General features: G+C 55.6%; 7 protein-coding genes. 6 read left to right on the top strand and 1 reads right to left on the bottom strand.

Annotated elements, in window-relative coordinates:
• Positions 1-348 precede the first annotated feature (348 nt).
• The 6 genes from HMPREF3036_RS07390 to HMPREF3036_RS12480 all read left to right on the top strand — a co-directional run bounded on the left by HMPREF3036_RS07390 (position 349) and on the right by HMPREF3036_RS12480 (position 5,457).
• Positions 349-915, top strand: a complete 567-nt coding sequence (locus HMPREF3036_RS07390; protein ID WP_062333101.1) for a hypothetical protein — start codon at positions 349-351, stop codon at positions 913-915.
• Positions 915-2,582, top strand: coding sequence for a sulfatase-like hydrolase/transferase (locus HMPREF3036_RS07385; RefSeq protein ID WP_062333097.1), 1,668 nt, complete (start codon positions 915-917; stop codon positions 2,580-2,582). Before HMPREF3036_RS07390 ends, HMPREF3036_RS07385 begins: the two co-directional genes overlap by 1 nt.
• Positions 2,569-3,210, top strand: a complete 642-nt coding sequence (locus HMPREF3036_RS07380; RefSeq protein ID WP_062333094.1) for an IncC plasmid conjugative DNA transfer DtrJ family protein — start codon at positions 2,569-2,571, stop codon at positions 3,208-3,210. Before HMPREF3036_RS07385 ends, HMPREF3036_RS07380 begins: the two co-directional genes overlap by 14 nt.
• A gap of 9 nt (positions 3,211-3,219) precedes the next feature.
• Positions 3,220-3,507 carry a hypothetical protein gene (locus tag HMPREF3036_RS07375; RefSeq protein WP_062333092.1) on the top strand — a complete coding sequence of 96 codons (288 nt, stop codon included), beginning with the start codon at positions 3,220-3,222 and terminating at the stop codon, positions 3,505-3,507.
• Positions 3,508-3,583: 76 nt separating this feature from the next.
• On the top strand, positions 3,584-4,876 hold the full coding sequence (locus HMPREF3036_RS07370) for a hypothetical protein (protein WP_156469772.1): 1,293 nt from the start codon (positions 3,584-3,586) through the stop codon (positions 4,874-4,876).
• Positions 4,876-5,457 carry a thermonuclease family protein gene (locus HMPREF3036_RS12480; protein ID WP_062333082.1) on the top strand — a complete coding sequence of 194 codons (582 nt, stop codon included), beginning with the start codon at positions 4,876-4,878 and terminating at the stop codon, positions 5,455-5,457. The genes HMPREF3036_RS07370 and HMPREF3036_RS12480 overlap by 1 nt, the downstream gene beginning before the upstream one ends.
• A 154-nt stretch (positions 5,458-5,611) precedes the next feature.
• Here the strand turns inward: HMPREF3036_RS12480 and iscB are convergent.
• Positions 5,612-6,789, bottom strand: a 1,178-nt coding sequence (gene iscB, locus HMPREF3036_RS07360) for an RNA-guided endonuclease IscB (RefSeq protein ID WP_062333079.1), incomplete at its 5' end; no start/stop codon positions are given.

Raw genomic sequence — 6,789 nt, 5'->3', positions numbered from 1 at the left:
CACCGAGGCGAGGGTTCCTGGCGGATTTGGCTGAATTTTCGGTTTCGGCTCTCGATTGCTTCGGTCGTAGTCTCGCTACTTGTTTCCGCGGCACTCAAGCTGCTTGGCTAGTCCGGCGCGATTAATTGAGGAGGGCGGCTCGAAAGGGCCGTCCTTGCCGCATCCGCCCTTGAGATGCAAGGGACAAGTGGTCTATTTGCGCCAAAAGTTGCGAACAAATGTTGCAATCCCCTTGTTTTGTGAACAGATAAGCAAAACCTGCTTTCTGCCCTGTCAAAAACACTCATCGTGGCCCGTACTATCAAGCCACCAAGGCTGATTGATTCAAGCTCGATGAGGAGACATAATTTGGAAGAAAGTTACAGCATAGCGCTGACATCCAAGCGCATTCGTGAACTTGAAGAAGACAACATCCGGAAAATTGCTCATGCTCGCGGGATTTCCGAAGAGGAAGCTCTATTCAGCCTCATGAAGTCGCAGCCATGCATGTTCGGAGCAATGAGCGACTGGGACGACATTCGTTCAATTTCCCTTGCGGTGATGCACGAGTTACGTCCGTATCAGTCCTATCAGGACATCTACGTCTTTGTGATGCGTGTGGTAAATCTCTATGACACGCAGATCATTTCCGTGTTGCGTACTTTTTCGGATGTTCGCCGTTTGGCCTACTTCGTGCACGAAATGATCGAAGGTCTTCTGGAGATTCCGCTTTACCAAACCAATTTGGCGAAGGAATATGGCGTGTCACCTGACGACAAGATCATTTTGCGTGGCATTGTTCTCAATCGCATTACCAGTCCTGAGGTTCGCAAGCTCTTTCAGGATGACCGCAGTCGGTATTTCCGTGCAGAGTCCTTCTGTGCGATGGAGGCGCTACAGCATCATCGAGAGCGCCAACTCGCTACGTCTGTTTGATGTTCTTCAACGGTAACGGTACTGCACCAGAATGTAATTCGCGGATCGCGCCCGGTAATTTCGTCATCGGATTTTCACTGGCTTGTTGGACGCAGTGGACATTTTTCGGGGTTGGTGCAAACGAGGCACTGGAGTTGCATGATGCGGGCAACTGGCTCGCAGCAGTCGAGAACACGGTCGTCCTTTTCCTGATCGGATTTTGGCTTTTGCATGCAGGCTCCTGGAAGTGGACAGGAGGAATTCTGGCCGCAAGTCTTGCCGTGCTGACCCCCATGCGCCTGATGACCGGCGAAGCCCTGCTGACGGTGCAGAATGCGGATACGGTCTTCGGCAGCAATGCCGCCGAGGCTGTCGGGTTCCTGTCGACGCTGCCGCCGTCAGACTTTCTGGTTCCCGGGATTGCGGCTGTCGGTTTCATCTTCGCCATTGGAAGATATGCCAAGCCCGTGCCCGCGAACCTTCAACCGGGATTTCGAAAGGCCGGCTGGCTACTGCCGGTCTTGGTTCCGCTAGTCTTCATCACATCTCCGGTGGGCTACATCCTCTACGGCTTTGAACGTCGTGCGGATCCCGTCGCGTGGCACGTGACGGGAACCTTGCCGGATCGGAAGCCGTTGCAGAACTACGTGCTCATTCTGGGTGAATCGCTGCGAAGCGATGCTTTGGCGATTTACGGGAATCCATATCCGACGACACCCTTTCTCTCGTCGAAGCCGCTTAAGACCGTTGACGAGATGGTTGCACCTTCCTACGCCACCATGTCAGCCGTTCCGAGGCTTCTGGCTCTGAGCGAAGGCGAAGAGGTCCAGCCTCAGAACAACGTCGTCGCTCTGGCGCGTGAGGCGGGGTTCAAGACCTATTGGGTGAGTGCACAGGGGAGAACGGGGCCGAAGGACCTGCCGATTTCGCACATTGCCAAGTCTGCGGACGAGCGCATTTTCGTGAAGCGAGGCGACGATTTCGCCATGGTGGGCGAGCTTGCAGCTCTTTTGGATCGAGCGCCGGACCAGCGCCGTCTCATCGTGCTTCACGCCTACGGCTCGCACGAGAACGTCTGCGACCGCTTGGACGGCGTGGGCAGGCCCTTTGAAGCGCATTGGGGCGAGCAGCTGGATTGCTACCTTGCTTCGGCGCTCAAGGCCGATCAGCTCATCGAGCGGGTCAGCGGGATCTTCAGAGCCAGAGGCGAAACCCATTCGATCCTCTTCGTGTCTGATCATGCCGTTGACTTCCAGCGTGAATTTGGCGTGGCCGGCATGAGCTTCATGGGAAAGAAGCAAGTGAGCGCCGCTTCGAACACGGCAGAGAACGAGCGCCGCGTGCGAAGCAGTCGAAATCCGTTTTCGAAACAGCAGTTCGTCGTGCCGTTTCTGGAGCTGGGCGATTCGGTTTCAGAGACTCAGGTCGCCAGAACGCGCGGGCCTTGTTCTGCTATGGAACTCCCGGCGTACATGCCTACCTGGTTGGGCCTGTCCACGAACTTGACACCGGTTGGCAAAGACATATTCAGATGCGGTGAGGCAGGGCGCTCAATAACCGTCCTGAATCCGAAGGGGAAGCTCACAAGCTACGGCGATCTGAACGCCGGTTTGAAGCTCCCCGAGATCCTCAGGTCATCAACGGAACACAATCGCGAAAGAGAGGTCGATCAACATGGCGTCTTCTGAAAGGGAATGGCCGCTCGGCGTGGCCATATTGTTAGTTTGCCTGCTGTTTTTCCTTAGTCTGGCAACGATTTCTAAGGAAACCGTTCGAAAATCGTCGGCTGTTGAGGGACAGTGGATCGAAGAACAGTTCGGCCATTCGACGCTCACGCGCATCAACGCGATTGCGGACGGATGGTACCTGAAGAGCTTCGACAGGCTGGACAAGAACTCGCTTCGAGACTGGATGTCCGAGGATCCTGCGCAGCGCAAGCGCGAGGAGCGTCTGGCTGAGCAGAACAACGTCGTGCTCACGTGGGCGAAGGAGCGAAAGCTCACGCTCCTCGAACTCGGATTTTGGGTGTTGCGCCGCATCGCGCTCTTCAAGGTGCTCATTCCGCTGTGGTTGCCGCTCGGGCTTCTTGCCGTTTTTCATGGCTGGAACGAGCGTGCGATCAAGCAGACGGACTTCGGCTACACCTCGCCCGTGGTGAATCACTGGGCAAGGTCGGGCATGACGCTTATCACGGTGGTGACGATCCTGCTCTTCTTTGCGCCCGTCACCATTCCGCCCGCTGTGTTCCCGATGCTGATGGCTTTCTGGTCAGTCGGTGCAATGCTCGCCATTGCCAATATCCAAAAACGAATTTGAGGAGGTGGCATGCTCAAAGACTTTGTCAACAACGACCAGTTCGAGGACCTGCTGGAGCTCGTCGAAGATCTCAGCTGGAACGGCATCGGACGCCGAAATCGCGTGACGGCGATTCGGGCGAAGGTCGAAACCTGCATGACGAAGCCGGCGTTTCTGGAGCTCTTGGTTCAGCAGATGCCGCCAGGATGGCGTTGCCGCAGCATCCATGGTTTCGAAAACGGATACAGCGTGATTTTGATTCCAACTTCGAAAACAGTAGTTGGAATCGCTCCGACGGTGCAGCCTGCCTTGTTTTGAAAACGTTCGGCAAGGTTCGTCGGCAGCAGTTGCCTGACAGCGGCTGAAAATTTCGCAGAGAAGGAGAGAAAATCGAATGCACAAGCTCGCATTGACCCTCATGTGTGCTTATCCCTTGGCCACTTTGGCATTGACCTCGAACGCGGTGGCTGCCGAGGAGGGGATTGAGGCTCGCACGCACAACGGGACGGAAGTAATGAAGCAGGAGCCTGAAAAGGCGGTCCCTGCCGACCGCGTGTTTCGTCGTCCTACCATCGTCTTCAAGAACAAGGAGAAGAAGGCCGAAGAGGAGGCAAAGGAAAAGGAGAAGTTCCTGTTTCCGAGCCTCGCCTTCATGGCGCACTTTGACCAATGGAAGCTGCGGCTGGGCGATGTGGTCTTCCTTCAGGACAACGTGTTCTCGCTTTTCAAGAAGCATCCCGACTGCCGACGCATTCAGTCGTCGTGGTCGGACTATTCGGGTCGTGTGGCTTGCCGAAACACAAGCAAGTTCCTTGCAGAAGGCGACGAGGTGATCTTCAGCTACGCCAACGTGAACGAGGTCCTGACGGGGGCAACTTACACGTTCAAAAGTCGACAGCGGGCGGATCAGTTTGCCAAGCGCATCACGGATACGCTTGATGCTACTGGTACCCCGTACTTCAAGGAGATTTACGCTGCAAACAGCGTCTCCTATGACACGCCGATGTTCACAGTTTCCGTTCACGAAGCACAGACCGGGTACATGGTCTCCATCAATGCACACTTCCAGGAGCGCATGCTCGATGCCGAAACCTATGCCAAGGCCAGACTCCAGAAAATCGAGTTTGGAAGCCTGACTGTCGGCGTAACGAAGATCGACGACATTCCGCAGGGCGATGCATTGCCCAAGGTCTGTCGCGATGTGACGAACCCCAAGGACATGGACAGGCGGGAGTTTTACGGAACGTGCTTCGACTTCCCGTACGAAGCCCACATGCAGCTCGACTTCAATCCCGAGACGGGCATTCTGGAGACGGCGGTGCTCTCGCCCATCGGCGTGACCACGGGCTCATTGCTTGAGGAAATGCTGACCAAGCGCTTCGGCTTTTCAAAGTTCTGCCGACGCCTGCAATCTGATGTGTCGCTGGTTTCCATCAAGGAAGCTCCCGAGCGCGGGCGCATTCGCGTCACACGCATGAAGGGACGCCCCGCTTCGCTGTTCGCTGGCACTTGCGAGAACCCGATTATTTACTCAACCGAGATGCGCTACGTCTTTGAAAATCGTCTTCTGCGAAAGGAGGAGGTTGACGTGGCTTACGAACGCCGCAAGCGTGCGGTGGACAGGTCCGAAGAACACAGTCAGGCGTTTGATGCACGCATGAGCAAGATGAAGGGCTTCTTCGAGTGATGGTAGCTACGCTTGAGGCCATTCCCTTCGAATGCTTTTTGGGAGCGGGGGCAACGGTTGTTGCACTGCTTCTGTTTCTCTTTCGGAAGCACAGTCTCCCATGGCAGTTTCGGGCGAGGGTGACCTACGTCTGCGACGGAGATTCGATCTGGGTGAAGACTTGGTACGGGCGGCGAGTAAAGCTCCGTCTTCTCGGGATTGATGCGCCCGAAACCGAGCAGACGTTTGGAGGCATGTCCCAAATCATCCTCGCTCGCATGATCGAGGGCAGGCGCATCGACGTGTCGGCGGTTGATCGCGACATCTATGGGCGTTACGTGAGTGTCGTCCTGTGCGATGGCGAGGACGTCTGTCTGCGAATGATCGAGAGAGGGGCGGCTTGGCCGTATTTCCATTATTTCAACCGCATGCCGCGAGACGTGGCGCAAACGTATCGGCATGCTTATGAAGTGGCCAGAAGGGATCGGATCGGGCTTTGGCAGGAAGAGAATCCCGAAGCTCCGTGGAATTGGCGAAAGCACCATCGTTCGTGGTGGACGCGCTTCGTCTTCTGGCTCAAGCGCGTGCTGGGTCTCTGTTGAGTAGCTTCGAGGGCTTGGCCGCCCCAGCAACTCATCCAGGCGGGCAAAAGGATCGCCCTGTTTCGGCTGACGAAAACAGGGCGATTGAGCTTGGGCAATTTCTCATGGGTATTGCTCTTTCGAGGTTGGATTTGAAATGTCAAGTCTTTTTTTGCTACAGATATTGATACTTATACCCGTCGCTTTTGAAGAGACATTTACTATTGAGGAAAGTAGCCTTGACGCGACCTGCTTTCGTTTCTACGGAAAGTTTCCCGTCTGTCAAGGTCGCCCTTCCAATCCAAATGCCGGTATTTCTCCCTCGCGTTACCTTCACGCGCACATAGTCCCCCGTTCCAAAATCGTTCGGGCGCTTGTAGCGCGAAAAGTAGCAGAGAGGAAAGCCGTACTTGTCCGTGCGTGTCCGCTTATGGGAGCCACGTCCGATGCAGTACGCCTGCAGCGGCCTCAGGTTCTCCCAATCGGCCACGCCGTCGATGCGACCAGCACATAGTGCATCGAGCCAATGCTCTTTCGGCACGCTGAAAGCGTGACGATTGAACTTGGTCAGTGCACCAGAGCCGACTTCGACAGTGCAACCCGTTGCCTGGAGATTCCGATAGAGCGCCCAACGCGTCGCATTGACGGCGGTTGCATCTCGAAGCGGTGTCTTAAGCTGCTTGCGGATTTGAGCCAAAAGAGCAGGCTTCTTCTTGAGGAAATCCTCAATCGGCATAGCTCCCTTCTTTTGGTTGCACTGAGTGCAGGCAATGGCGAGGTTCGAAACTCGGTTGGAACCTCCTCTTGCCTTGGGTATGATGTGCTCGACGTTGAGCACAACCCCGCTCTTGCCACAATAGACGCACTTGCGGTCAAACTTTTCGAGGAGATATTCCTTGAGTTCGTAGCCTGCAAGCTCGCCCTGCTGGTATTCCACGCCGGAGATTGCCGCGTTCTGCATCAGCTGCGTATCGAACTTCACAAGCTCCTGAACAAAACCCGCGACAGGGACAAGCCTTGTCAAGCGGTTCATCCAAGACATGACGGCGTCGACACGATGCTGAAGTGATGGCGCAAGCCAACCCTTCGGCTTTTTCCGATTCAGAAACCGTGGAGCACGGTAGCGAAGATTCCGACTCCGGCGTCCTCGGCGAAGCTGCCTTCTGGACGTCAAGGCGTCTCGGATCTTCGATCCGCGATGGTTGAGGCAGATGAAGGCGAGTGCATGGTGCAAGTTCTTTTCATCCTTCCTCACCACCGCAAGCCCGGTGCTTTTGGAACCGGGATCAACTTTCACCAAAACGTCCTGAATGGCGGACGCTTCACGCGTTCGCTCCTTCAGAATAATGGTGA

Source organism: Sutterella sp. KLE1602, assembly GCF_001578585.1.
Classification (GTDB): domain Bacteria; phylum Pseudomonadota; class Gammaproteobacteria; order Burkholderiales; family Burkholderiaceae_F; genus Sutterella; species Sutterella wadsworthensis_A.
The sequence above is the reverse complement of the archived record's forward strand: the minus strand, read 5'-3'. Positions and strand labels throughout refer to the sequence as shown.

Coding starts and splice junctions, on each gene's coding strand:
- HMPREF3036_RS07385 (WP_062333097.1), top strand. CDS start 915: ATGTTCTTCAACGGTAACGGTACTGCACCAGAATGTAATTCGCGGATC.
- HMPREF3036_RS07380 (WP_062333094.1), top strand. CDS start 2,569: ATGGCGTCTTCTGAAAGGGAATGGCCGCTCGGCGTGGCCATATTGTTA.
- HMPREF3036_RS07375 (WP_062333092.1), top strand. CDS start 3,220: ATGCTCAAAGACTTTGTCAACAACGACCAGTTCGAGGACCTGCTGGAG.
- HMPREF3036_RS07370 (WP_156469772.1), top strand. CDS start 3,584: ATGCACAAGCTCGCATTGACCCTCATGTGTGCTTATCCCTTGGCCACT.
- HMPREF3036_RS12480 (WP_062333082.1), top strand. CDS start 4,876: ATGGTAGCTACGCTTGAGGCCATTCCCTTCGAATGCTTTTTGGGAGCG.